23 protein-coding genes are annotated in these 23,470 nt (G+C 54.3%); 10 read left to right on the forward strand and 13 right to left on the reverse strand.

The window, feature by feature from the left end:
* The first annotated feature begins 155 nt into the window (after positions 1-155).
* The 4 genes from GBM95_RS00070 (at position 156) to GBM95_RS00085 (ending at position 5,554) form a co-directional block, all read left to right on the forward strand.
* Positions 156-2,654 (forward strand): DNA gyrase subunit B, encoded by a 2,499-nt coding sequence (locus GBM95_RS00070; RefSeq protein WP_374046863.1) that lies wholly within the window; start codon positions 156-158, stop codon positions 2,652-2,654.
* 62 nt (positions 2,655-2,716) lie between these two features.
* Positions 2,717-3,649 carry a 5'-nucleotidase gene (locus tag GBM95_RS00075; RefSeq protein WP_152157215.1) on the forward strand — a complete coding sequence of 311 codons (933 nt, stop codon included), beginning with the start codon at positions 2,717-2,719 and terminating at the stop codon, positions 3,647-3,649.
* 398 nt (positions 3,650-4,047) lie between these two features.
* A complete protein-coding gene (locus tag GBM95_RS00080; protein ID WP_152157216.1) occupies positions 4,048-4,842 on the forward strand; it encodes a Crp/Fnr family transcriptional regulator in 795 nt (264 codons plus the stop codon).
* 97 nt (positions 4,843-4,939) lie between these two features.
* Positions 4,940-5,554 (forward strand): BON domain-containing protein, encoded by a 615-nt coding sequence (locus tag GBM95_RS00085; RefSeq protein ID WP_226963085.1) that lies wholly within the window; start codon positions 4,940-4,942, stop codon positions 5,552-5,554.
* Between the two features lie 77 nt (positions 5,555-5,631).
* Here GBM95_RS00085 and menA read toward each other — a convergent pair whose 3' ends face one another.
* From menA to GBM95_RS00100, 3 genes are read right to left on the reverse strand one after another with little or no spacing between them, the layout of a single operon-like run.
* Positions 5,632-6,555, reverse strand: coding sequence for a 1,4-dihydroxy-2-naphthoate octaprenyltransferase (gene menA, locus GBM95_RS00090; protein ID WP_152157218.1), 924 nt, complete (start codon positions 6,553-6,555; stop codon positions 5,632-5,634).
* Positions 6,556-6,562: 7 nt separating this feature from the next.
* Complete coding sequence (locus GBM95_RS00095) at positions 6,563-6,913, reverse strand: YbeD family protein (RefSeq protein WP_152157219.1); 351 nt, start codon at positions 6,911-6,913, stop codon at positions 6,563-6,565.
* Positions 6,914-6,956: 43 nt separating this feature from the next.
* A complete protein-coding gene (locus tag GBM95_RS00100; RefSeq protein ID WP_152157220.1) occupies positions 6,957-8,192 on the reverse strand; it encodes a D-alanyl-D-alanine carboxypeptidase family protein in 1,236 nt (411 codons plus the stop codon).
* Positions 8,193-8,231: 39 nt separating this feature from the next.
* Between GBM95_RS00100 and GBM95_RS00105 the strand changes: the two genes are divergently transcribed.
* The 3 genes from GBM95_RS00105 to GBM95_RS00115 are packed head-to-tail and all read left to right on the forward strand — an operon-like array spanning position 8,232 to position 10,569.
* The gene (locus tag GBM95_RS00105) at positions 8,232-9,053 is read left to right on the forward strand and encodes a biotin--[acetyl-CoA-carboxylase] ligase (RefSeq protein ID WP_152157221.1); all 822 of its coding nucleotides are present in this window, start codon (positions 8,232-8,234) and stop codon (positions 9,051-9,053) included.
* Positions 9,054-9,058: 5 nt separating this feature from the next.
* The gene (locus tag GBM95_RS00110; RefSeq protein ID WP_152157222.1) at positions 9,059-9,844 is read left to right on the forward strand and encodes a type III pantothenate kinase; all 786 of its coding nucleotides are present in this window, start codon (positions 9,059-9,061) and stop codon (positions 9,842-9,844) included.
* On the forward strand, positions 9,841-10,569 hold the full coding sequence (locus tag GBM95_RS00115; protein ID WP_152157223.1) for a hypothetical protein: 729 nt from the start codon (positions 9,841-9,843) through the stop codon (positions 10,567-10,569). Before GBM95_RS00110 ends, GBM95_RS00115 begins: the two co-directional genes overlap by 4 nt.
* Here GBM95_RS00115 and GBM95_RS00120 read toward each other — a convergent pair.
* The 9 genes from GBM95_RS00120 to GBM95_RS00160 all read right to left on the reverse strand — a co-directional run bounded on the left by GBM95_RS00120 (position 10,560) and on the right by GBM95_RS00160 (position 19,206).
* Positions 10,560-11,015: an HIT family protein gene (locus GBM95_RS00120; RefSeq protein ID WP_152157224.1), complete on the reverse strand. Its 456-nt coding sequence runs from the start codon at positions 11,013-11,015 to the stop codon at positions 10,560-10,562. The genes GBM95_RS00115 and GBM95_RS00120 overlap by 10 nt on opposite strands.
* Positions 11,016-11,033: 18 nt before the next feature.
* Positions 11,034-11,249: a hypothetical protein gene (locus GBM95_RS00125; protein ID WP_139688311.1), complete on the reverse strand. Its 216-nt coding sequence runs from the start codon at positions 11,247-11,249 to the stop codon at positions 11,034-11,036.
* 4 nt (positions 11,250-11,253) lie between these two features.
* On the reverse strand, positions 11,254-12,660 hold the full coding sequence (locus GBM95_RS00130; RefSeq protein ID WP_152157225.1) for a M20/M25/M40 family metallo-hydrolase: 1,407 nt from the start codon (positions 12,658-12,660) through the stop codon (positions 11,254-11,256).
* Between the two features lie 124 nt (positions 12,661-12,784).
* On the reverse strand, positions 12,785-13,654 hold the full coding sequence (locus GBM95_RS00135) for a septal ring lytic transglycosylase RlpA family protein (protein ID WP_152157226.1): 870 nt from the start codon (positions 13,652-13,654) through the stop codon (positions 12,785-12,787).
* Positions 13,655-13,665: 11 nt separating this feature from the next.
* The gene (gene rodA, locus GBM95_RS00140; protein ID WP_152157227.1) at positions 13,666-14,778 is read right to left on the reverse strand and encodes a rod shape-determining protein RodA; all 1,113 of its coding nucleotides are present in this window, start codon (positions 14,776-14,778) and stop codon (positions 13,666-13,668) included.
* Entirely contained in the window at positions 14,775-16,712 is a 1,938-nt protein-coding gene (gene mrdA / locus GBM95_RS00145) for a penicillin-binding protein 2 (protein ID WP_152157228.1), read from the reverse strand. The genes rodA and mrdA overlap by 4 nt, the downstream gene beginning before the upstream one ends.
* 21 nt (positions 16,713-16,733) lie before the next feature.
* Positions 16,734-17,258, reverse strand: a complete 525-nt coding sequence (mreD, locus tag GBM95_RS00150) for a rod shape-determining protein MreD (protein WP_152157229.1) — start codon at positions 17,256-17,258, stop codon at positions 16,734-16,736.
* Positions 17,255-18,148, reverse strand: coding sequence for a rod shape-determining protein MreC (mreC, locus tag GBM95_RS00155; protein WP_152157230.1), 894 nt, complete (start codon positions 18,146-18,148; stop codon positions 17,255-17,257). Before mreC ends, mreD begins: the two co-directional genes overlap by 4 nt.
* 14 nt (positions 18,149-18,162) lie before the next feature.
* The gene (locus GBM95_RS00160) at positions 18,163-19,206 is read right to left on the reverse strand and encodes a rod shape-determining protein (RefSeq protein ID WP_152157231.1); all 1,044 of its coding nucleotides are present in this window, start codon (positions 19,204-19,206) and stop codon (positions 18,163-18,165) included.
* A gap of 231 nt (positions 19,207-19,437) precedes the next feature.
* Between GBM95_RS00160 and gatC the strand changes: the two genes are divergently transcribed.
* Genes gatC through gatB form a run of 3 tightly spaced genes read left to right on the forward strand, consistent with a single transcriptional unit; the run spans position 19,438 to position 22,686 of the window.
* Positions 19,438-19,725, forward strand: a complete 288-nt coding sequence (gene gatC / locus GBM95_RS00165; protein ID WP_152157232.1) for an Asp-tRNA(Asn)/Glu-tRNA(Gln) amidotransferase subunit GatC — start codon at positions 19,438-19,440, stop codon at positions 19,723-19,725.
* A 22-nt stretch (positions 19,726-19,747) separates the two neighbouring features.
* Entirely contained in the window at positions 19,748-21,202 is a 1,455-nt protein-coding gene (gene gatA / locus GBM95_RS00170; protein WP_152157233.1) for an Asp-tRNA(Asn)/Glu-tRNA(Gln) amidotransferase subunit GatA, read from the forward strand.
* A gap of 32 nt (positions 21,203-21,234) precedes the next feature.
* Entirely contained in the window at positions 21,235-22,686 is a 1,452-nt protein-coding gene (gatB, locus tag GBM95_RS00175; protein WP_152157234.1) for an Asp-tRNA(Asn)/Glu-tRNA(Gln) amidotransferase subunit GatB, read from the forward strand.
* Between the two features lie 102 nt (positions 22,687-22,788).
* Here the strand turns inward: gatB and pyrE are convergent, their stop codons facing one another.
* Positions 22,789-23,466 carry an orotate phosphoribosyltransferase gene (pyrE, locus tag GBM95_RS00180; RefSeq protein WP_152157235.1) on the reverse strand — a complete coding sequence of 226 codons (678 nt, stop codon included), beginning with the start codon at positions 23,464-23,466 and terminating at the stop codon, positions 22,789-22,791.
* Positions 23,467-23,470 lie beyond the last annotated feature (4 nt).

Genomic DNA, 23,470 nt, shown 5'->3' on the forward strand with positions numbered 1-23,470 from the left:
ATGCGCCTCGCCAAGGCCTTTTTTCGACTCGCACCCAACATCAATTCGCCCCCTTCATTCTGTTTGTCCGGGCGAAGCCAAGGATTAAAGATTTCATGTCCGAAGCGGAAAATCACATGATTGAAGCGCCTGAAGCGCTGCCTCAGGTCCAGAATCTGGATGAAATACATCCAGATCAGAATCCCAGCGCCTATAACGAATCAAGCATTCAGATTCTTGAAGGGTTAGAGGCCGTCAGAAAACGCCCAGGAATGTATATCGGCGACACGGCCGACGGTTCTGGCCTGCACCATCTCGTCTATGAAGTTGTCGACAACTCCATTGATGAGGCGCTTGCCGGATTCGCAACTCACATTGAAGTCACGATTCATACCGACAATTCCGTTTCGGTCGTGGATGATGGCCGCGGCATTCCCTCTGCAATCAAATGGGACGACAAGCACGACCCTAAGCGCAGCGCTGCAGAAATTGCGCTTACAGAGCTCCATGCCGGCGGCAAATTCGACAATAACGGCTACAAGATCTCAGGCGGCCTCCATGGCGTGGGCGTTTCCTGCGTCAATGCGCTTTCCTCGTGGCTTCGCCTTACTGTGCGCCGTGACGGAGAAGCAAGGTTCCTTGAATTCCGCAAGGGTTTAGTGCAGAACAGGATTGTGGAACAACTCCCCAATCCCCTTACCGGCAAGCTCGAAAACGTTTCTCCCATGAAGCTTCTCGGGCCTACGAATCGTCGCGGCACTGAAGTTCACTTCCTTCCCGATTTAACGATCTTTGAAAAGGTCACGCAGTTCAGCTACGACACGCTGCTGTCGCGCCTGCGCGAACTCTCATTCCTGAATTCTGGAGTGAGCATTACGCTCAAAGACCTGCGCACCTCGCATGAAGCACATCTGAAGACCGATAAGGGCTTGGTGGCTTATGTTGAATATAAGAACCAGTCCCGGACGGTGCTTCATCCCAAGATTTTTCACGCCAAAGGAACGGTGCTTTCCAGCGGAACGCCTGTGGAAGTGGAAATCGCGATGCAATGGCAGGACAGCTATAACGAAAGCCTCACTGCCTACACGAACAACATTCCGCAGCGCGACGGCGGCACGCACGTGACGGGACTGCGTGCTGCAATGACGCGCGTGCTGAAGAACTATATCGCCAAGAATGAACTGGCCAAGAAGGCTAAGGTCGATCCTGAGGGCGATGACATGCGCGAAGGCCTCACCTGCGTGCTCTCAGTAAAAGTTCCTCAGCCCAAATTCAGTTCCCAGACAAAGGACAAACTTGTTTCCAGCGAAGTCCGTCCTGCGGTAGAAGATATCGTCGGCCGCGAACTGGAGCTTTATCTCGAACAGAATCCGACTGATGCCAAGATCATCTGCGAGAAGATCATAACGGCTGCCCGCGCACGCGAAGCCGCTCGCAAAGCACGCGACCTCACTCGGAAAACCGGTGTAGGCGGCGGCCTGCCCGGAAAGCTTGCCGACTGCCGCGAAAAGAATCCTGCTTACTCCGAACTTTTTCTCGTAGAGGGCGATTCTGCCGGCGGATCTGCTAAACAGGGGCGAAACTCCCAGAATCAGGCCATTCTTCCGCTGCGCGGCAAAGTGCTCAATGTTGAAAAGGCCGCTCAGGATAAGCTCCTTGATTCCGAGCAGATCCGCATGCTGACGCTAGCCCTCGGCACCAACATCGGCAAGAACTTCGATATTTCAAAATTACGCTATCACCGCATCATCATCATGACCGATGCGGACGTGGATGGTGCGCATATCCGTACATTGCTTCTCACGTTGTTCTACCGTCAGATGCCGGAACTTCTTGAAAACGGGTATGTGTATATTGCGCAGCCGCCGCTCTATAAGGTCCAGAAGAACAGCAAGGATAAGGGGCGCTTCCTCAAGGATGAGGCGGAAATGAGCGCCTATCTGACAGATCTTGCACTCAAGGGGGCTGAGCTCTATCCCAATGAGGAGGCAGTAAAAGCCAACACTCCTATACGCGGCAGCGCACTTGAGTCTCTTGTGGCCGAGTATCTTCAGGCCCACGCCGTCATTTCCCGCCTGGGCAATGTCCTCGATACCGGCGTGCTTCTCGCCATTGCGGCCGGCACTGAACTGTCGCTCGAAAATTCCTTTGATGCTGAGGAAAGCGCCAAACGCCTGGAAAGAGAAATGCGCGACCCCAACGTTAAAGTTGAAGCGCAATGGAACGAAGAGGAGGAAAAGCACGTCCTCAAGGTCCATCGCATGAAGCACGGCAACGCTAAAACCACAACCGTTCTTCCGGAATTCATCCTGTCGGCTGACTATCAGAAGCTTCGCGAAAGCTCCCGCATGCTCCAGGGCGTGATCGGCGAAGGCGCCCGCGTAAAGCGCGACAAAGATGAGGCCCCGGTCAAGAATTTTGCTGAAGTGGTCAGCTGGCTGATGCGGCAGGCTGAAAAAGGCCTTATCCGTCAGCGATACAAAGGACTGGGCGAGATGACTCCTGAGCAGTTGCGGGACACCACGATGGATCCGAAAGTACGCCGGATGCTCCGGGTGCGCGTTGAAGATGCAGCCAATGCCGATGCCATCTTCTCAATGCTGATGGGCGACATCGTAGAGCCGCGCAGAGCCTTTATTGAGAGCAATGCCCTATTCGGGAATATCGATACCTGATGCCTTAGTTCCAGGCGTCCGGAAATCTCTTCCGGGCGCCTTTTTCTTCCAAGAATTCCTAGATGACTGCCCCAACTGAACAGTTAGTCGTTGCCGTCTCTTCCAGAGCGCTTTTCGACCTAGAAAAAGAACATCAGCTTTTTGAAACCCAGGGTTATGAAGCCTTTCGAGACTTTCAGGTCAGAAAGAAGGATGAGCCTTTGAAGCCAGGCGTCGCATTTCCCTTTGTCAAACGCTTTCTTGGCCTCAATAAGCTCTTTCCCAACCAGGAACCCTTTCGCGTGGTTGCGTTATCGCGCAATTCTCCGGAAACAGCGAGACGCTTCTTTAATTCCTGCCGCCATTATCAACTCCCGATTCATGCCGGCGCCTTCACTTCTGGACAATCTACCTTTCCCTACATCTCAGCATTTAAGGTCTCGCTGTTCCTATCCGCCAACGCTGTCAATGTTTCCCAAGCGATTGAAGCCGGCCTTCCTGGCGGCTTAGTGTTGCCGAACCGTATGGCAGATGACAGTGATGACGACGACCCGACGCTAAGGATTGCTTTTGATTTCGACGGCGTTCTTGCTGACGATGAATCTGAGAGGTGCTATCAGAAGGAAGGCCTTTCGGCGTTCCATAAGAACGAAATGGAAAAAGCGGAAACTCCGCATGCTCCCGGCCCATTGAGAGACTTGTTTGCGCGGCTTTCAGCTTTCCAGCGTCTGGATTATCAGACCCGAGGCAGCAAGGACCCTTACTTCAAGCCTGCCATCCGCATCTCCATTGTCACCTCCAGAGGCGCACCGAGTGAAGAACGATTAATCACAACCTTAAAAAGCTTTGGCATGAGCGCGGCAGAACTCTTCCTGCTTGACGGACTCGACAAAGGCAGCATCCTGGAAGCTATCCGCCCCCATATCTTCTTTGATGATCAGGCGCGAAATCTCGAAAAAATGCAGGCGCAGATACCCAGCGTACTCGTCCCGTTCGGTATCCACAACGAGCAATGAAAAAAATATATAAATTTCAATAAGTAACGTAACATTACCAACAGACAATTCACTGTTAACCTATGGAGTATCCACAGACAATCCACAAGCTAGAATGAACCTCCCTGTAAATTTTCCTCATCTCCCTTATTCAATTAAATCTTTATATTTAATAAGTAGTCGTTAGTAGTAGGTAAACCGTTTTCTGTGGATAACCTGATTTTATTCATTACTATCAAACAGATAAGATTCATGTTTGGTTGTGGATAGGTGGATGAATGCATTGTGGGCAAGCATGGATAGTCTGGGGATGAATTTTCAGGAATTCCCGGCTATCTGGAAGTTGTCCACAAATTGCTGCATCAACATAAAAGTTGTTCACGTAAGTTGTTCACATAGTAGACAGCATTTTTGTTTATATGTCTTTAACCTCCGCTTTTCTGCCTTGGTTCGCGCTGAAGCTCTCACGCTCTATGCGGGGAGTCATCAATAATCTTGGGCATCGAACAGTCTTCATGCGAGGAGAGCGTATTTATGAGTCTCCGGGCTTTTTCCAGAAGCTGATGCTGGTTGAACGTGGTGTGGTTGCGAAGGCTCTCCTTGATCCTTTTCATAAGGATCCTCTGTTGATTTCTCTTTCTGGTCCGGGGGCGTTCTGCGGCAGTTACGAAACGCTTTTTCTACAGGACAGAATGCAGCGTCGGCATTGGTGCATGACTACCACGGAAGTTGTGGTTGCCAATGCGGATCTCTTGCTGCGCATTTGTGATCAGAATCCATCGTGGCAGCGAGAGCTTTCACACTACTCCTCCATCTGCGCCGTATCTGATCGACTCGGGCTTTTGGTGACGCACTCTGCTACGGTAGAAGAGCGCCTTGCTATTTTTCTTGTTGCAAATTCAATTTCCGCGAACCAGGATTTTCAGGATCTTCTTCGGGAAGGTGTTGTGGAATGGGTAGCGCTCAGCGTCATTCCTTCTTTACGGGTCGCAGCTTCCGTTATCAATACCTCGCCAGAGCAAATAAGAGAGGTGCTCAGGCAGTGGCTGAAGGAGGACAGGATCCGATATCTCTCACATAAAGTTCTCGTTTCCCGGGAACTGCTCTCTGGAAGCTGGCAGAAAATTCAGCCGATTCTCCAGACTGCAAATGTTTACGAAGCGGAAGCCCTCAGGACTTCTTTACCTGTGCGCGATCTCGAACTGCCTCGCTAAACTTCTAAAACGCTTTCGGCTTTCGGTTCATCTCTTTTTACGGTTGATGATGCACATGCAGCGAATCTCATTCAGAAAGGCTTCCCTGGCTCTTAGCTTGACGGTCGGTGTCGTAATGCTTTCAGGGTGCATAGCCGCACCCTTGATTGTTGGTGGGGCAGCCGCAACAACGGCATCGGTTGTAACAGACCGTAGAACTGCCGGCTCCATCGTGAGCGATGAGGTTGTGGAAAAACGCGTGTCTTATGAAATAGAACAGGCTCTTGGGAAGAGTCAGCCCCATCATGTGACGGTGACCGCCTATGACGGCCGCGTTTTACTCTCGGGAGAAATTAATTCCCTGGGGAATAGAAAGGCCGTTGAACAGATTGCCACTGCAAGTCCAGATGTTCGTGGAGTAGTCAATGAGCTTGCGGTTATGGAGCCGTCATCGCTCTCGACGCGTCTTTCTGATTCACTCCTTGCAACCCGGGTTCGAACTTCTATTGTCGGCAACAGCAAGATTTCTCTGAACCAGATGAAGGTTGTGGCCGAAAGAGGCATCATCTACCTGATGGGGCTTGTGACGAGTGATGAGGCTCAGATTGCTGCTCAGACAGCGGCAAAGATTTCCGGCGTTCAGAAGGTCATTACTTGCTTTACGATCGCTACGCGCGAGGAAATTGAGCTGAGAATGAAGACCGTTGAGCAGAATCAGCCTAAGGAAGATTAAGGCTGTCGCACTGAGAGTCTTCACAAATAAGAAAACGGGCTTTTCAATCTCAATGGATTGATAAAGCCCGTTTTTTCTTAAAGCTTTTCGACAAAAACAGCGAGGATGCATCCCGCCGCAAAGAGCAGGGAGAAGATGCCTTCGAGCTTTACGCAGCCGAACATAACGGCATTTAGTGCTTCGTGTTCTTTCTGAGCAAGATTTTTTGCAATGGAAACGGCCAGCGGAAGGGTTGCGAAGGCGATCAGAATTGGCCAATGAGAGGTGCTGTTTACACCCATAATGACAAGGGCGGCATAAGGCACAAGCATCAGGCAGTGAAATAACTTCAGGAACCCTGGCTTGCCGATGACGACAGCCAGGGTATTGCGTCCAATACTGGAGTCGTGCTCATAGTCGCGGAAATTATTGACTGCAAGAACTCCGGAAGCAATGCTGCCGAGCGCGAGACCAAGAAGGCATGCATTGGTTGATATGCTGCCTGTCTGAAGGAAATAGGTGCCGCAGACAGCAGTCAGGCCGAAAAATACAAGGACGACAAGCTCTCCGAAAGGCGTGTAAGCAATGGGCTTCGGGCCGCCCATGTATGAGTAGGCTGCGATAAGCGAGGCCAGACCGATTAAAAGGAAAACCCACCCGCCGATCCAGATGAGTACAGCGGTATTGATGAGCGCTAAAAGCGCTCCTATTCTGATCGCAATACGAGCTGTAGGGAGGCTGATCCATCCCATGGTGGTTGCTCTCGGGAGGCCCCTGCGATTCCCTCTTTCAGCGTTTCTTTCCGCATATCCCAGGTCATTTTCCATGTTGGAAATGGCTTGCATCAGGATGGCAATGGAAATGGTGAAGAGTGCGGTAAGAGGTGCAAAGGTCTTGGTTTCACTCCATGCAAGCGCCAGAGAGGCAATCACCGGGGAGACTGCTATCAGCCAGGTTTTCGGGCGTGTGAAGGCCAGCCAGGAACGAATCAGTCCAGGATTTTCGGGGGCAGTAAGGGTCATTCTGTGCTTAAAGGGCGTATTTCACCATCGGACAGGCCGTGAGTGCACGGTACATGTCGTCAAGCTGTTCTCTCGATCTCGCTGTAACCGTTATCGTCACGCACTGATATTTGCGGGTTCTCGACCAAGTGACGGCAACGTTTTTTTCGTCGAAGTCTTCGAAGTGTGATTTCGTAATCCCAATGATTTCTTTAGGGAAAGATGGAGATGCATCGCCCATGACCTTAATTGGAAATTCCATTGGGAATTTCATGAGCGCCTCGGACTGTTCCACGGCCTCTTTCAGCTGTTCGGATTCCTTGTCTTGAACGACTTCAGAATCAATGGTTACAACATCCTTTTTTTCCGCTTCAGTCATTTTCTTTACTCAAAGAAATAAAACATAAGGGCGCCTCTGCGCATCAGGGATGCAGAACATCCTGGTCAAGCGCAATACGGAGGGTATCGCGAAATCTTGCCCAGAAACCTCCGAGAGGAACATTTTCCGCCGCTGCGAGCGGGGCGTTTGCAATTTCGCGGCCGTCAGCATAAATCTTCACTTCCGCGATGAGATCCCCTTGTGCAACAGGTGCCACAAGGGGAGAAGAATAACTCACGCGGATATCAAATGCGTTTGAGCCGTTGCTGATCATCTGTTCTCTGGGAAGCGTTGCAAACAAATCCTCATTGAGTACTCCCGCCACTTTTCGGACGCGCCCCTTGAAGACGGGAATCTGCGCAACGATGGTTCCCTTGTCGTAAATTCGGAGCGTTTCATAGTCGCGCCATGCTCTGAGAAAAAGGGCGGAGAGGCGATCTCTCAGGGCTTTTTGATCCGGTGCGTTGAGTTCTACAGCAAGAAGCCTGCGGATGCGATTGCCGGAGTTTCTAGGATTCTCTGAGAGCACGACAGCGCAGGAATTTTTCTCATCAGGAGCAATAAAAATCCCAGAGATTGCAGGACTATGAATAAGCAGAAAGTTGGATGTGGTCTGAGGCGGCAGACCGGATGCCGTAAAACGCTGCTGAGCTGCCCAGATTCGCGAAATAGAAAAATCTCGGAAAAGCGCCAGTGCCAGATGCGCTATATCTTCTGCAGAAGATGTGCAGGGCTCTGAATTCGTGCAGGGGTATGAAAACAGTGAGGATGTCATGCCGAGTTTTTCTGCACTCATTCGCATGCGCTGGGTAAATTCTGCTTGAGTGAGCCCGAGGGATGGCGCAATTGCCTCTACAGCATCTGGGGAGCCGTTCATCAGCGCAATCTGAAGGATCGTCGCGAATTCGACCGTTTGGGGCGATTCGGCAGCATCTTTTCTATTTTGAACTTTGCCTGACCAGGGATTGGGCACGTTCTCAAAAAGATCGAATGCAGTGTTTTTAGCGATATCAAGCGCTGTATAGACTGCCATCAGGGGCAGCATAGGTTCCGCAGAAACCGGCGCAGCAGGAGCTTCCTCAAGTATGGTCTGATTACTTTCTAGATCAATGAGCAGCGTAGCGGCCTGCGTGGATTGAAAAGTAAAGAACGCTGCAAGTGCAACCAGTGCGGATGTGAATCTGGGGAACGACCGGGGCATGCGTGATAAGAGATCTCTGGAGAAGAACGATCGGCGGGTGTCGCCGGCAGATGGCTGTGTCAAAATGGAGCGCTTCAACTCCTTGATTGATCTTAGCCAAGCTATTGCAGAGCGTCTATGTCCAGAAATTCTTTCCTCGATGCATTAACAGATTCACTTCCTGCTTCGGTGGAAGTGATGTGGCGGCGGGAAACAGGATCTACCAATGATGATCTGAAGACGGCTGCGCGGCAAAATGCTTTCCGACATCCTGTGCTGCTTACAGTGGAGCGACAGAATGCAGGCCGGGGCACGCACGGGCGAAGCTGGCGGATGGCAGAGCTTTCACTGATTTTTTCATTGGGGCTGCCGCTCAGGGAAGGACTGCTGAGCGCTCCGCCCGGCATTCTTTCGATTGCGGCGGCGATGTCCATTGCTCAGTCAGCTTCGTTGGCCTCTGCTGAAAAGGTTCTGGTTAAATGGCCGAATGACATCTGGACTGCCGGAGGAAAAGCCGGAGGCATTCTTATTGAAACTGTGGGAGATGCAGGCGGGGATCGCAGCGTCGTTATCGGAGCAGGATTGAATCTGAGCATTGCTCCGGGAGGCGTGACCACTGCCGGATGGCCTATCCGGGCTATTTCGACGCGCGTCAGCATGAATGACCCGACAATGCGTGGAGAGTTTCTTGGCCTGATCGTCTCAGATCTGATGCACACATTCAGTGCAATTGAAAAATCTAATAATTTTTCAGAAATTATTGATAAATGGCCGCTTTACGATGCTTTCTACGGAAAATCGGTAGCCTGGCGCACGCTTGACAAACCCGACGTACCGCTTGAAGGCATGGACAAGGGAATAGATGCTTCAGGCCGGCTTATTCTGCAGGGGCGGCGCGGCGAACAGTCGGAACTATCCGGTGAATTGGTTTCTCTGCTCGGGAATTCTCATAGGGAGTGATGAAGGTGAAGACTCTTCTGATTGATCTGGGAAATACGGCGCTCAAATGGGCGCTTCTCGGTGATGAGCGCACTCCCCATACGGTGGTTCACCGCGGGCAGAGCGGCTTCAAGGAGCAGCTCTATTCAGACTGGCTGGAATTGGCGCCGGACCGTGTCATAGGCTGTACGGTAGCCGCGCCTGAGCTCGCATTTTCAGCAACCAAGTTCTTTAATGATCACGATATTTCCTGGAACTGGGTTCGCTCACAAAATGCATTTGTAAGCGATGATCTCACGCTGAGGAATGCATACAGTGCCCCCGGGAAACTTGGAGCCGACCGATGGTGCGCAGCGCTGGGCGCCATAGATGCAGCCCCCGGACAGTCTCTTTTGGTCGTGCAGATGGGTACTGCCACGACAGTAGATGCCGTGCTTTGCGAAGCAGAAGGGCAATATGCGTTTCTGGGCGGGCGCATTGCTCCGGGACCAACGATGATGAAAAAGTGTCTGGAGGACGGTATTCCGCTTCTTAAGGGAGAGCTCGGTGAATGGCGGGACTTCCCTCAGAATACGCTGAATGCAATAGCTACAGGCATCATGGACGCACAGGCCGGTCTTGTGAGGCTTGCTTATGAGGAACTGATAAAACGAAGCGGAAGTGCTCGCGTGGTGCTGGCTGGTGGTGCCGCACGCTTCATCGAGCCGAGGCTCAGAGGGCTTGTACCGAATCTGATGCTTCAGCACAACCTGGTGCTGCTTGGTCTGGCTGCTCAGGCTCGGCACCGGCCGAGAAAGGAAGACATGCCATGAGAGTGCTTGCAGTCATCCTTGTGTTCGTCGCTGCAGTCCTCACAGCGCTTCTTGTGATGAACAGCGATGAGAAAGTTCTGAGAACGGTCCCGGCGTCATCAAACGCCGCTGTAGATGGCGTCACGCTTGCAAAGCCCGTTACTGTAGCCGTGCCTGAAAGCGTTCAGGCGGAAGGGTCTTCCGGGACAGACAAAGAGGCCGGAGAACTTATTTCAAGAGCTATTCCGCTATTTGAAACGGCAGAGTCAAAACTACCGCCCCCCGAAGATGCCGTCTGCCTGAGGTTTGGGCCAATCCTGGAGAAAAACCTCAAAAAATTAAGAAATTCCCTCGAACGCATCGGCTGGATGGACCGAGTTCAAATTAAGTCCGCGGATCTTGCAGAGCGCATTGTGTATGCAGGCCCTTACAGCACGGAAGCAAAGGCTGCAAAGGCGCTTGAAAAGCTTGTTCAGGAAGGACTCCGGAAAGGAAAGCTTTTTGCGCTTGATGAGAAAGGCTGGGGAATTGAGATTGCCCGGACGCCGGAGAGGCTTCAGGCTGAAAACTGGGCGCGAGAAGCTGCAAACGCGTGGGCGCTCAAAAATGTCATCGTAATGGAGCACAATCCGCGTGAAGGCTATGTGGAGCTTGTCTTCCCCAATATCTCTCAGGATGAAAACAAGCTCCTCATAAAAACCTTCAAGGGCCGGGAAGGCGGCAAATTTTCCGCTTGTCAGCCCTGAAGGCGCTGCTGCAGGAAACGATCTTCAATTTCGGAAAAGCGCTTGGCGAGCTGAGGAATCAGTTCCAAAGCTTCTGTGCGGCGCTTCTGAGAAATCTCTGCGGCAACCGGGCGTTGACGCGGTCCCCAAGGACATTCCGGGAACCAGCCGTCATCCTTCCAGCGGGCAATGAGGTGCCAGTGCAGATGTGGAACCATATTGCCGAACTGCGCCCAGTTCATTTTGTCGGGAGCAAGTGCCGCAATCATCTCGTCCTCTGCGGCATCCAGCAGGGCGCGCAGCTCTGTTTTGAGTGCTGGGCTGAGCATGCTCATCTCTGCCACGTGATCGCAAGCGACGATGCGGATGTATGCCGGGAAATCCTCGTTGCCGGCATCAATCGCATAAAAGTGACGCCCTCTCCAGAATTCCCCAGCGGGCTTTTCGCTGCAAAGTGGACAATTCATGAGAAATCTCCTGAAAAATCAGTCAGCAAGCCTGAGTGTGCCTTCCTCGTCCTCAACGATTCGGTAGTCCCACTTTTTTCGGCCCGACATGTCTTCAAGCCATGCTGCGATGGGTTCCCCCAGTTCGTCGAGCATGTAGTTGATGTAGTTTTCCGCTTCAAAAGGCGTGGCGAAGTTGTCTTCTTCGCCATCGCTCCAGCGAACAATGACCTGAGTAACACAGTCCCGGCGCATTGGATCAGTCCTTCTGCGGAACTGCCGCGACAATGTCAGCAAGCGCTTCCGTCAGCTTCCTCACATAGTCGAGAGGAAGAGACTCATTCGGGGCATGAGCATTTTCTTCTGCTCCGAGGACCCCTAAATTCAGGAAGGAAGCATTCGGGAATGCAGAGGAGAAGTCCTTCATCGTGCCGATCGTTGCGCCTTCAAAGCAATATTCAAAATCGTTCCCCCATAGCGCCTTACTTGCAGCGTGCGTGGCCTCCTCAAGCCAGGGGGCAAGAGCCGGAGCTTCAAACCCGCCTTCTGCCCGGCAATCCCAGACGGTGACGCGGGCATGCGACGGCACATTTTCAGTGACCGCGGCGACAGCGGCTTTAAGCGCCGCCTGGGGATCAACACGGGGAGGAATGCGGAAGGAGAGCGCCAGACTCGTTGAGGCTCTCAGAAGCGCGCTTGCCTCGGAGGTGGAAGGGAGACCATCTGCGCCGAGAATGGAAAGGGTCGGCTCCCACGTATTCCTGAGAATGGCCTGAACGGGATCTGCTGAACGCGGTTCCGTATTGCCGGCGAAGGGGAATTTGATGACATCTTTGCCGAGAATCGCGGCGCATCTTTCAATGGCTTTTTTATGTTCCTCAGGCAGAGAAACATGAAATTCAGGGAGGAGCACCCGCCCGGTTCTCGGATCTTCCAGGCGATCAAGAAGTTCGCGCATAACCGCAAAGGAACTCGGAACAATGCCGCTGGCAATGCCGGAGTGTACGGGGTGCGTGAGAACTTCCACCTTGAGCTTGAAGCCGACGACGCCGCGAAGGCTGCTCGTCAGCCAGAGACGATGGTGGTCGCAGATTCCGAGGTCAAGAATCGCGAGGATGCAGGGGTTGCCGCAGCGAGGCGCGATCTCATGCAGGTAGGCGCCAAGATCCTTGGACCCTGATTCCTCGTCGGTTTCGAAAAAGCCAACGATGCGCGGATGAGCTGTTCCTGCCGCTTCAAGCGCCTGAATGGCCGTAAGAGCGGTGTAGAAGCTGTAGCCGTCGTCTGCAGAGCCTCTGCCGTAAAGGCGATCGTTCTTGACTACCGGCAGCCACGGGCCGAGTCCTTCGGACCAACCGATGGTTTCAGGCTGCTTGTCGAAGTGGCCGTAAAAAAAGACGGGCCGGCCGGCATGCCCGTTGGTAGCAGGCAGGTCAATGAAGAGTGCCGGGGTAACGCCGGGCTTCGAGAGGATTTCGAAGGTTCCTGTCGGAAAGCGTTTTTTGCCCCATTGAGCGGCGTCCTTCACCGCTTCCAGAAGAAAACCATGCTTTTCCCATTCAGCATCAAAGGCAGAACTTTTGGAAGGGATGCGAATGAAAGCCTTCATGGCATCAAGGGTTTCGCCTGCCCAGGCGTGGTGAATGTATTCCTTAAGCGTCATCATTTTTCTATGCGTTCAGCAATTCAGATAGGGAAGGAAGACTCGGCCGGGATTCCGGGAGGCATCGTTCCCTGTATATGGATGCAATCCTATTCCTTCTTTCGCAGGACAAAGTTTCAGCTCTGGGTCATCGCTCAATGCTGAAAGCCTGAACGCCGAGTTCAGAGCTGATGCTGCGCGCGAACTGCGCTGCTTTGTCATGCGTCATTCCGCTGCCGACGATTACCCTCCAGAGAGAACCGTCCTTTACGATGCGTACGCCCTTGAGGCCGCCTGTTGCAGACAGAACGGCATCGGCATGAGCTGCGTAGCTTCGCGCATTGCTTTCCTGCGAGAAGGATCCAATCTGCACGCCCCAGCCAGATTTGGCTGACGTGATGCCTGCAGTATCCGCAGGAGCTTTCCAGGTAGGCTGGCTGAGAGGAGTCGTGCTGGCGCCGCTCTGCTGCCAGGAGCCGGATTTGATTTCTGCCCAGGTAAGGCGGCGCACTTCAACATTAGCTGTGCCGGCGCTCGAATAGCCGAGCGTTTTGGCCGCTGCATACGACAGGTCAATGATGCGGTTGTGGAGGAAGGGGCCTCTGTCATTGACGCGCACGATGATGGAGCGGCCATTGGCAAGATTCGTTACGCGCGCATAGGAAGGCAGCGGCATCGTCGGGTGTGCGGCGGTCGGCTGATACATGTCGTATATCTCGCCGATCGAGGTTTTATTGCCATGGAACTGTTTGCCGTACCAGGAAGCAACCCCGCGCTGACGCAGAGGCGCGTCGGTGGTCATTGGCGTATAGGTGGAGCCGAGCACCGTATAAGGGCGATTGGCTGCTGCCCGGAAAGGCTCGACTTTAGGGACGGCGCTTTCAGCGCCAGTCCCGGTGAAAACCGTCGGCGGGCCGTCGTTGCCGTAGTAGCGGGAGCTTGTGCTGCAGCCTGAAAGCGTCAGCAGCGCAGCCGCGCCGGCCAGAATGGAAAGATAAGAAATGACGGGGAGCCGCATTAGGAGGCCTCCTAATCCTTTGATTCTGCGGATATGGAAAGCAGGATGCCTGTGGAAATGCCGAGGATCAGCAGCGCCGTTCCGCCGTAGCTCATGAAGGGCAGAGGCACGCCGACCACAGGAAGAATTCCACTCACCATGCCGATATTGACAAATGTGTAGGTAAAGAAGATGACGCCGATAGCGCCGGCGAGAAGTCTTGAAAACCGGGAGGGCGCCCAGGCTGCAATAAAAAAGCTTCGCGCCACAAGTGCCAGGTACATGACGAGAAGAAGCACAGCCCCAACGAAGCCGAACTCTTCGCCAAAGACGGCAAAAATAAAGTCCGACGTGCGCTCTGGAATAAAGTCGAGATGCGCTTGAGTGCCTTCCATCCAGCCTTTGCCTGTAAAGCCTCCTGAACCGATGGCAATAAGCGCCTGCAGAATATGAAAGCCTTTCCCCAGGGGATCGAGCGTCGGGTCGAGCAGAGTAAGAATGCGCTCTCTCTGATAATCATGAAGGAGCGTCCAGCAGAGCGGCAGCGACAGTAGTGCCAGACAGACGCAGGCTATGACGACCTTGATGCTGACCCCGGCAAAAAATATGACGGAAAGACCGGCAATGGAAACCAGGATGGCCGTTCCCAGATCCGGCTGTCTCATGATGAAAATTGCCGGAATCAGGAGCAATCCGAAGGCGACGACATGATCCCACCAGGCCAGTGATTCGCTTCTTTTCCAGTAGTACCAGGCAAGCATCATCGGAACGGCGAGCTTCATGATTTCCGAAGGCTGGATGCGAATGCCGACGTTGAGCCAGCGAGTGGCTCCCTTAACCGTGATGCCTGCCACTGCGGTTGCGAGAAGCAGAAGACAGCCGACGGCAAAGCACGGCAGTGCAACGCGCCGTATCCACTTCACCGGAATGAGCGAAGTTGCAAACATAGCGCCTGCCGCGACGATGAGATTCCGGATCTGATCTTCAATGCGCCAGGGAAAGGAATATCCGGCAGAGAAAAGCGTGATAAAGCCGATAGTGATGAGGCACATCACGATCGCAAGCAGCATCAGATCAAAACGCAGGATTCTTGAAAGAAGCCAGCGTCCCGACAGAGCGGACAGCCGGGAGAATTCATTCGTCATGACGGATTGCTCCTCTTCTGACGGCGTTCATCCTTCGATTTCGTGTCGATAAGAGGAACGCCCTTGGGAGGCGGCAGACCGAGCTTATTTTCTCCTGTGAGCCAGTAGTCCATCATTTCCCTGGCAATCGGAGCTGCTGCACGGGCGCCGAAGCCGCCGTTTTCAACGAGAACTGCCAGCGCAATGCGCGGGTTGCGGGCAGGCGCAAAAGCGATGAAGAGTGCATGGTCATGGAGCTCCCGCGAGAGCTTCTTTTCGTCATAGCGGGAATCCTGAGCAATGCTCACTACCTGAGCCGTTCCTGTTTTGCCGGCCACGCTGTAGGGGGCGTCACGGAAAATTCCTCGTGCCGTGCCGGAAGTCGTGACATCCGTCATGCCTGCAGTAACCACATCAATATTTCTGGGCTTAAGCGGGATTTTTCCCGTCGGCTCGGCATCAACACGCGTTACCTCCCCCGTCATGGGGTCTTCAATGCTCTTAACGAGGTGCGGGGTCATGATGACGCCGCGGTTGGCGAGCGTAGCCGTTGCGTGAGCAAGCTGCAAAAGCGTGAAGGCGTTGTAGCCCTGGCCGATGCCGAGAGACGGCGTATCGCCTACGTACCAAGGTTCCTTAATGCGGCGCTCCTTCCATTCCCTGTTAGGGAGAATGCCGGTTTGCTCGCCTACAAGGTCAATGCCGGTTTTGGCGCCGAACTTCCACTGCTTCATGAAGTTGTAAATGCCGTCAACGCCAATCTGGGTGGAGAGCCAGTAGTAATAGATGTCGGAAGAAACCGCAATGGATTTGCGCAGATTAAGCGGTCCCTTCGGAGAGCCGGTCACATCGCGGAAGCGATGGTTTCCGACCTGAAAGACGCCGGTGTCGTTGAGGATGAAGTCGGGCGTTACCGCGCCTGTCTCAAGACCGGCGAGGGCCATGAATGGCTTGTAGGTTGAGCCGATGGGGTAGATGCCGCGCATGGCTCTGTTGAGAAGAGGCTTTGTTTCGGCAGTGTTGAGATAGTTCCAGGACTCGGGGTCAATGCCGCCCGGGAAAAGGTTGAGGTCGTATGTGGGAAGCGAGACGAAAGAAAGAATCTCGCCGGTACGAGGCTCAATAGCGATGATGGCGCCGGTTTTACCCTTCATGGCATTTTCTGCAACGCTTTGCAGGTTCATGTCGACGGAGAGACGCAGATTTTTTCCGGGATGAGCTGGAATCAGCTCAAGCGTGCGGACAGACCTGCCGTCGGCAGTAATTTCGAGCGTTTCATGACCCGGTGTGCCGTGCAGAATGTGTTCGTAGCTGCGTTCGAGCCCTACCTTGCCGATTTCGCGTTCGCCCTGATAGAGGGCAAGAACGCCTTCGGAGTCGAGGCGCTTCTTATCGTTCTGCGAGAGTGAGCTGACATAGCCAATAATGTGGCTGCCGAGAGCATTTTCCGGATAAATGCGGTGTTCTCTCTGGTTGATGTCTACGCCGGGGAAGCGCCAGCGCTGAGCCGTAAAGGCGGCTACTTCCGCATCGGTGAGGTCCGTGCGGATGGGAATGCCGTCGTATCGATTCAGATCTTCCCGCAGCCGGCGAAAGCGTCTGCGGTCGGCAGGCGTGATTTTGATCACTTCAGCGAGACGGTCAATCAAGCGGTTTACAGGTTCGACCGTCTGGTCCTGTGTAATTTCGATTGACCAGGAAAGGCGATTGCCGGCAATCAATGTGCCGTTGCGGTCAAAGATCAAGCCTCTTGAGCCCTGATTGGTTGTAGTGACGGTACGGTTTTGTTCTGCCCGCTGCTGATAAGTATCCTGTTTGATGATCTGCAGCCAGGCGAGACGCATGACGAGCACGCTGAAGCAGAGAATCACCATGCCGAAGGCAAAGGCAAGGCGTCTCCTGAAAGCTCCGGCGTCAGAGTCCTCCTCTTTGAATTCCAGAGATTCGAGGGCCATGAGTACATCTTCCCCCGGGGATCAGAGTGATGTGGCGCGCGATGAGCGCGGCTTGAGAAGCTTGGCCCAAAGCGGCCAGATGGCGGCGCCCGTCAGGCTCTGCAGGAACCACTCCCAGCCGGGCCAGAGTCCGTCAAACCAGAGACGAACAAGCATGACAAGTACTTGCGAAAGCAGCAGGAGCGGCAGAATGTGGAGGCTTTGTCCGAAAGGACCAAACCAAGAGATTCGTCTTGCGAGGGTTGTTGTGAAGTAGCAGAGCGTCACGAAGGCAAGCGCCTGCTGTCCGAGAACCGAGCCATTCAGCACGTCCATCAGAATCCCGCAGCAGAAGGCGACAGTCATGCCGGCGCTTTCAGGTTGCCGCAGCGTCCAGAAAATAATCGTCAGAGCCAGAAAATTAGGCATCCAGAAGCTTTGCTGGGCTGCAATACTGATGACGATGGAAAAAAAGAAGGTAAAGACCACCCACGAGAGCGAGGCAGGATGCTCGAGCTTGCCTGCATCGCTGTCGTCGGGGAGCGATGAGTAATCAAGCTTCGTCATCGACGGGACCTCCTCTCAAAACGCGAGGGGGCAGCGACTTCTTCAAGCCCGGCGGCAGGATTGGGGTTCGCGAGAACGACTGTAGCGAACTGAATGTCTTCAACATCCGCAACGGCCGCCGCCTCCACTCTTTGATACGGTTCTCCTGGCTGATAACTGGTAGCCGTCACACGGGCAGCCAGAATGGCCTTCGGGAAAAGATTGTCGAGTCCTGAGGTAATCAGTTCATCGCCAGGGCGGATGTCCGCTGACGGCAGTGCAAAGAGAACGGAGAGTGCGTCGTCTCCAGTTCCCGAAAGGATGAAGAAGGCGCCTGTTCTGCGATTGATGACTGAAAGACGAATGGTATGGTCCGTGAGGAGCGTCACTTCAGAGAGACGGTTCACGACACGAGAAATCTGCCCGAGAACCCCAAAGGGGCCGATGACGGGCATGCCGACTTCAACCCCTTCGCGGGAACCAATATTGATCTGAATCCGTCGGGAGAAAGGATCTGCAATGCGGCCGATAACTTCTGCCGTTGCGACTTTATCTGCTGCTCTGGGGACGGTATTGATGAGGCGCCGCAAGGACTCGTTTTCCTGTTGCACTTCCTCATAGCGCGCAGCCGAGAGCTGCAGCAGCTGATTTTCTTCAGAGAGGCGCTGCACTTCCTCATTGAGGCGGCGCTTGCTCATGAAATAGCCCTGTCCTTCACCGAGAATTCGGCCGGGCAGATGAATCGCCTCCACGATGGGAGAGGTAAAGCTCACTACGGTGCTTCTAAGGCCGTCAAGCGAACGCAGGCGGCCATCAACAAGGATGGCTGCCAGCGAGAGCATAAGAAAGAATAGAAAACGCGCTCGGGCGGATACGCCCTGGCGGAATAGCGGCGGAGCTCCGTAGGCCATTGCCGGCTCGACAATCAGCCGACGGCGAAGGCGGTGCGGAGCTTGTCCATATTCTCAAGCGCAATGCCGCAGCCTTTTACCACGCAGTTGAGCGGTTCTTCGGCAACATGCACCGGCAGGCCGGTCTCTTCCTTGAGCAGCTGATCAAGGTCTCTCAGAAGGGCGCCGCCGCCCGTCAGCATGAGGCCGTGTTCTGCAATATCGGCGCCAAGTTCCGGCGGCGTTTTTTCAAGTGCGTTCTTGACGGCGACAACAATCTGATTGAGCGGTTCGGAGAGCGCCTCAAGCACTTCATTGGAATGGACGGTAAACGTACGCGGCACGCCTTCGGCAATGTTGCGGCCCTTGACTTCGATTGCCATCATCTCGGACGCCGGGAAGGCGGAGCCGATCTTTTTCTTGATGAGCTCAGCCGTGGGTTCGCCAATCAACATGCCGAAGTTGCGGCGGATGTAGTTGATGATTGCCTGGTCGAATTTGTCGCCGCCCACGCGGATGGATCCTGCATAGACCATGCCGCCGAGTGAAATGAGGCCAACTTCAGTAGTGCCGCCGCCGATGTCGACAACCAGGGAACCCGCAGCCTCATTGACGGGGAGGCCCGCACCAATGGCGGCAGCCATGGGTTCTTCGATCAGATAAACCTCGGATGCGCCGGCAGCGAGCGCGCTTTCCTTGATGGCGCGGCGCTCTACCTGGGTGGAGCCGCAGGGCACGCAGATGATGATGCGCGGGCTCGGTGCGAAAAGCCTGGACGGATGCGCCATGCGAATGAACTGCTTGAGCATCTGTTCGGTGACCGTAAAGTCTGCAATCACGCCGTCCTTCATCGGACGAATGGCGCTGATATTGCCCGGAACGCGGCCAAGCATTTGTTTGGCGGCCTTGCCGACAGCGTGAATAGTCGTCTTGCCGTTCGGGCCGCCTTCCTGACGGATGGCGACAACGCTCGGCTCATTGAGAACGATGCCTTTACCGCGGACGTAAATCAGGGTGTTGGCCGTACCGAGATCGATGGCGAGATCGTTGGAGAAGTAGTTTCGAAAGAAGCCGAACATCGTTGTTTCGCTTTGAATCGCCTCGCGCAGACAGGCAAAAATTCAGTACCCGGCCGCTCGTGGCCGAATACCGCACGCATAAATAAGCAATGATAAACTAACTCACCCTTTCCAAGGAGCTGCACCTCAGGCCTCGCCCTCTGGCCTTTGTGTGGGATTGTTACGGATTTTTTGTCTGTTTCCGCCCTCTGAACGCATGCTCCTTTTCATCCCTTTCCGGAAGACGTCACTATGCCTTTAAGCGCTGGCGATATTCGCCGTATCGCAGATCTCGGCCGCATTGATATTTCTGAAGAACAGATCAAGGTCATGCAGGGCGAGCTCAACGATATTTTCCAGATGATTGAAGAAATCCGTTCGGTTGATACCGAAGGAATTGAGCCCATGCCGAATCCTCATGACGGAGTGGAGCGCCTGCGTGATGATGTGGTCACTGAAGGCAATAACCGCAGTGAGAACATGAAGAATGCTCCGGAAAAATCCGAGGGCTATTTCCTTGTCCCTCAGGTGATCGAATAACGTTTCCGGAAGAGTTTCACCCATGGAAAAAACTTTTGTCTCCGTCGCCGAACTGTCCCGGCGACTTCAGAGCCGCGAGGTTTCTGCCGTTGAACTTGCCCGCGACTATCTCGAGCGCATTGAAGCGGGCCGCAGCCTGAATGCTTTTCTTGATGTCCGTCCGGAGGAAACAATCCGTCAGGCTGAAGAAGCCGATCGACGCATTGCCGCCGGTGAGGCGACGCCGCTAACGGGCATTCCCATTGCTCATAAAGACATTTTTGTCACCAAGGAATGGGCCTCGACTGCCGCGAGCCGCATGCTCGAAGGCTATATGAGCCCCTTTGACGCGACTGTCGTGCGCAGCCTCAAGGATGCCGGCATGGTCTGCATGGGCAAGCTGAACTGCGATGAGTTCGCAATGGGCTCGGGCAATGAAAATTCCGCTTACGGCCGTGTAGGGAATCCCTGGGATGCCAATGCCGTTCCCGGCGGCTCGTCGGGCGGTTCAGCCGCAGCTGTCGCTGCCGGGTTGGTGCCGATTGCAACCGGAACGGATACGGGCGGTTCCATTCGCGAACCCGCCGCGTTCTGCGGCATTACCGGCATGAAGCCTACATACGGCCGGCCGTCCCGACTCGGCATGATTGCCTTTGCTTCGTCTCTCGATACCGCAGGCCTTCTTGGTCAGTCGGCGGAAGACTGCGCCATGGTGCTCGGCTCCATGGTTGGCCATGATCCCTGGGATTCGACAAGCGTCGATATGCCCCGGGAAGATTTCTCCCGTGATCTTGGCAAATCCGTGAAGGGGCTGAGAATCGGCGTGCCGCGCTCGTGGATGGGCGACGGCCTTGATGACGAAGTCCGCGCTTCCATTGATGCTGTTCTTGATTTCTATCGCCGCGAAGGCGCAGAGATCGTCGACATTGATCTTCCGATGGCCAAGCTCGGCGTTCCGGTTTACTACGTCGTAGCCTGTGCTGAGGCGAGCTCCAACCTTTCGCGCTTTGACGGCGTGCGCTATGGCCATCGCGCGGCCGAATACACCGATATCGGCGACATGATGAAGAAGTCGCGCGACGAAGGGTTTGGTCCGGAGCCGAAGCGCCGCATCATGATCGGCACCTATGTGCTGTCGCATGGTTATTACGATGCCTACTACTTAAAGGCTCAAAAGGTTCGCCGCCTCATCGCTCGCGAATTCCATGAGACTTTCCGTAAGGTCGATGCCATTGCCTGCCCGGTAACCACCGGCACGGCTTATGACTTTGGGGCGAATGCCGATCCGGTTTCCGCCTACCTCTCTGACCTTTATACGGTTCCGGCTTCGCTTGCCGGTCTGCCTGGCGTTTCCATGCCCTGCGGCATCCATTCGAACGGCCGTCCGATCGGTCTGCAGCTTCTCGGCGAACACTTCACCGAAGCAAAGCTTTTGCATCTTGCTGACGCATGGCAGAAAGCCACTGACTGGCATCAGCGCCATCCGAAGGGCTATTGAGCAGACGAACGCTTAAAGGGAAAAAATTCAAGATGAAATGGGAAGTTGTCATTGGTCTTGAGACGCACGTTCAGCTCTCGACCCATTCCAAAATTTTCTCGGGTGCGCCGTGCCATTTCGGCGATGAACCGAATGTGAACGCCTGCTACGTTGACCTCGCGCTTCCGGGGGCGCTGCCGGTGCTTAACCGGGGAGCTGTGGACCGTGCAATTCGCTTTGGTCTCGCTATTGGCGCCCGCGTGGCCAATCATTCGGTTTTCGACCGCAAAAATTATTTTTACCCGGACCTTCCGAAGGGCTATCAGATCAGTCAGTTTGAGCTGCCGATTGTCGTCGGCGGCAAAGTGACTTTTGCGGTGGAGCCGAAAAACGGCGAGCCCTACATGAAGACCATCAATCTCACCCGAGCGCATCTTGAGGAAGATGCCGGCAAATCGGTCCATGGCATTGTTCATGGGCACTCCGGCATTGACCTTAATCGCGCCGGAACGCCGCTTCTTGAGATTGTGACGGAGCCGGAGCTGCGTTCTGCCGCTGAGGCAGTGGGTTATGCCCGCGCGCTTCATGCGCTGGTGGTTTGGCTCGGCATGTCGAAGGGCAACATGCAGGAGGGCAACTTCCGCTGTGACGCCAACGTCTCCGTACGTCCTGTCGGCCAGAAAGAATTCGGTACCCGTTGCGAAATCAAGAATCTCAATTCGTTCCGCTTCCTCGAAGAAGCCATCAACTATGAGGTTGAACGTCAGATCGAACTGATTGAGGGCGGCGGAAAGGTTGTGCAGGCTACGCGTCTCTATGACCCGGATAAGGGTGAAACGCGCCTCATGCGCACAAAGGAAGATTCGATGGATTATCGCTACTTCCCGGATCCCGATCTGCTCCCGCTTGAAGTCAGCGATGAGTGGATCGAACGGGTGCGCAGCGAAATGCCTGAGCTTCCTGATGCCATGCGGGCACGTCTTATGAAGGATTTTGGTCTTTCTGAGTACGATGCATCCATTCTTACGGGCAGTCGCGATATCGCCGACTATTACGTCGCCGTAGCAGACGGCGTGAAGGATAAGAAGATCGCGGCCAACTGGGTGATGGGTGAAGTTGCTGCCGCCATCAACCAGACGGAAGGCATGAGCTTTGCGTCTGCTCCGGTTACGCCTGCAATTCTTGTGAAGCTTCTCTCCCGCATTGCGGATGGAACCATTTCCAATAAGGGTGCGCGCGAAGTCTTCACTGCCGTTTGGGCGGGAGAAGGACAGGACGTGGATGCGCTTATTGAAAGCAAGGGCCTGAAGCAGATTTCCGACACCGGTGCGCTTGAAGCGATTGTTGATGAAGTGATCGCCAAAAATCCGAAGTCTGTTGAAGAATTCAAAGGCGGTAAGGAAAAGGCGCTTAATGCACTTGTCGGCCAGTGCATGAAGGCAACGAAGGGCAAGGCCAATCCCGGACAGCTTAATGAGCTTCTGAGAAAGCGCATTGCCGGTTGATCAGATCCTCCGACAATCTGAAAAGAAATCCCCGGAGCCGTTAAAGCTTTCCGGGGATTTTTTTGAGAGTGCTGTTTCACGTGAAACAGCTGGCGGGCTTAATCAGGCGCCATAGCGCTGACGATACTGAGCAACGGCATTACGGTAGCCGGCAACCGCTTTGGCTTTTTCCGAAGGGCCGTCCATAAAGGCAAGCAGATCGTGGAGATTGATGATGGAGGCGACGTGGAGGCCGAAAGTCTTTTCCACATCCTGTACGGCAGAGCTTTCAGTCATCACCTCGGCATTGCCGCCGCGTTCCTGGCGGTCAACGGCAATGAGCACGCCGGAAGGCGTGGCTCCGGCAGCTTCAATAATCTTCACGGATTCGCGCACTGAAGTGCCTGCAGAAATGACGTCGTCGATAATGACGACGCGGCCCTTGAGCGGAGCACCGACAATCATGCCGCCTTCACCGTGGTCCTTGGCTTCCTTGCGGTTGAAGGCCCAGGGCACATCGCAGCCGAGACGAGCAAGATTCATGGCAACGCTGGCGGCAAGGGGAATGCCTTTATAGGCGGGTCCGAAAATCATGTCGAATTCAATGCGGCCTTCCTTGCGGGCAGCGAGAAGCGTCTCAGCGTAGAAGGCCCCAAGCTTGTCAAGAAGCGCACCGGTATTGAAGAGCCCGGCATTGAAGAAATAGGGGGAGAGACGTCCGGCCTTGGTTTTAAACTCGCCGAAGCGAAGAACGTCTGCATCCAGGGCGAATTCAATGAACTGCTGCTTGGTCGATTGCATGATG

This window comes from Sutterella seckii (assembly GCF_009183815.1).
Taxonomy (GTDB): domain Bacteria; phylum Pseudomonadota; class Gammaproteobacteria; order Burkholderiales; family Burkholderiaceae_F; genus Sutterella; species Sutterella seckii.

Excerpts from the sequence above, each read along its gene's own strand:
- GBM95_RS00135 (WP_152157226.1), bottom strand. The coding sequence starts at position 13,654 with ATGCGGCTCCCCGTCATTTCTTATCTTTCCATTCTGGCCGGCGCGGCT.
- gatB (WP_152157234.1), top strand. The coding sequence starts at position 21,235 with ATGAAATGGGAAGTTGTCATTGGTCTTGAGACGCACGTTCAGCTCTCG.
- GBM95_RS00075 (WP_152157215.1), top strand. The coding sequence starts at position 2,717 with ATGACTGCCCCAACTGAACAGTTAGTCGTTGCCGTCTCTTCCAGAGCG.
- GBM95_RS00105 (WP_152157221.1), top strand. The coding sequence starts at position 8,232 with ATGTCCAGAAATTCTTTCCTCGATGCATTAACAGATTCACTTCCTGCT.
- gatC (WP_152157232.1), top strand. The coding sequence starts at position 19,438 with ATGCCTTTAAGCGCTGGCGATATTCGCCGTATCGCAGATCTCGGCCGC.
- GBM95_RS00080 (WP_152157216.1), top strand. The coding sequence starts at position 4,048 with ATGTCTTTAACCTCCGCTTTTCTGCCTTGGTTCGCGCTGAAGCTCTCA.
- GBM95_RS00125 (WP_139688311.1), bottom strand. The coding sequence starts at position 11,249 with ATGCGCCGGGACTGTGTTACTCAGGTCATTGTTCGCTGGAGCGATGGC.
- menA (WP_152157218.1), bottom strand. The coding sequence starts at position 6,555 with ATGACCCTTACTGCCCCCGAAAATCCTGGACTGATTCGTTCCTGGCTG.
- GBM95_RS00130 (WP_152157225.1), bottom strand. The coding sequence starts at position 12,660 with ATGATGACGCTTAAGGAATACATTCACCACGCCTGGGCAGGCGAAACC.
- mreD (WP_152157229.1), bottom strand. The coding sequence starts at position 17,258 with ATGACGAAGCTTGATTACTCATCGCTCCCCGACGACAGCGATGCAGGC.
- gatA (WP_152157233.1), top strand. The coding sequence starts at position 19,748 with ATGGAAAAAACTTTTGTCTCCGTCGCCGAACTGTCCCGGCGACTTCAG.
- GBM95_RS00120 (WP_152157224.1), bottom strand. The coding sequence starts at position 11,015 with ATGAATTGTCCACTTTGCAGCGAAAAGCCCGCTGGGGAATTCTGGAGA.
- GBM95_RS00115 (WP_152157223.1), top strand. The coding sequence starts at position 9,841 with ATGAGAGTGCTTGCAGTCATCCTTGTGTTCGTCGCTGCAGTCCTCACA.
- GBM95_RS00095 (WP_152157219.1), bottom strand. The coding sequence starts at position 6,913 with ATGACTGAAGCGGAAAAAAAGGATGTTGTAACCATTGATTCTGAAGTC.
- pyrE (WP_152157235.1), bottom strand. The coding sequence starts at position 23,466 with ATGCAATCGACCAAGCAGCAGTTCATTGAATTCGCCCTGGATGCAGAC.
- mrdA (WP_152157228.1), bottom strand. The coding sequence starts at position 16,712 with ATGGCCCTCGAATCTCTGGAATTCAAAGAGGAGGACTCTGACGCCGGA.
- GBM95_RS00160 (WP_152157231.1), bottom strand. The coding sequence starts at position 19,206 with ATGTTCGGCTTCTTTCGAAACTACTTCTCCAACGATCTCGCCATCGAT.
- rodA (WP_152157227.1), bottom strand. The coding sequence starts at position 14,778 with ATGACGAATGAATTCTCCCGGCTGTCCGCTCTGTCGGGACGCTGGCTT.
- mreC (WP_152157230.1), bottom strand. The coding sequence starts at position 18,148 with ATGGCCTACGGAGCTCCGCCGCTATTCCGCCAGGGCGTATCCGCCCGA.